This is a genomic window from Streptomyces glaucescens, from assembly GCF_002154375.1.
GTDB lineage: Bacteria > Actinomycetota > Actinomycetes > Streptomycetales > Streptomycetaceae > Streptomyces > Streptomyces glaucescens.
Genome location: NZ_MUND01001097.1, coordinates 1 through 582, shown reverse-complemented (window position 1 = coordinate 582; position 582 = coordinate 1). Strand labels below are relative to the sequence as shown.

1 pseudogene is annotated in these 582 nt (G+C 75.8%); it reads left to right on the top strand.

Annotated features, from left to right (window positions below):
* Positions 1 to 582 (top strand): annotated as a pseudogene (locus CCN42_RS43120) (hypothetical protein); the annotation flags it as partial.

Below are 582 nucleotides of genomic sequence, written 5' to 3'. Positions count from 1 at the left end.
GGCCGCCACCACCGCCGCCGCGGCCACCACCCGGATCACACCGGCGGGCTGCCGGGCGCGGACGTCTACCTGCGCACGGTGCGCTCGTCGACCGACCGGACCACGGACCTGCTGCTGGCCCTGGGCGAGCACAGCCTGGAGTTCGACGCGCCCGGCGGCGGCTCGGTCGTCGACGCCTCCGACGGCTACGTCGTCTACAACTCCGGCGGCGCCACCCCGGCGCAGTTCGTCGGTGAGTTCGGCCAGGGCCAGAAGCTCGAGCGCACGGTCCGCGCCGCCGCCCTGAACGGCTCCACGCTGTGGAGCGCCGCCACCGCCGGCAAGCTCACCTCGTACAGCCTCGCCACCGACAAGGCCCTCGCCACGGTGACGGTCCCCGGCCTCGGCTGCCAGCCGAGCGAGCTCCAGGCGGCGGGCCGCTGGGTGTACTGGGCCTGCGGGACCGCCTCGGCGGGCGTCTACGACACCAAGGCCGGCACGTCGACCGCGGTCACCCCGGGAGACGTGCTGCTCGGCGACGGCTTCACCGTCCGCCACGACCACGACGCCGGCACCCTCGTGCTCACCGAGGCCGCCGGCGGC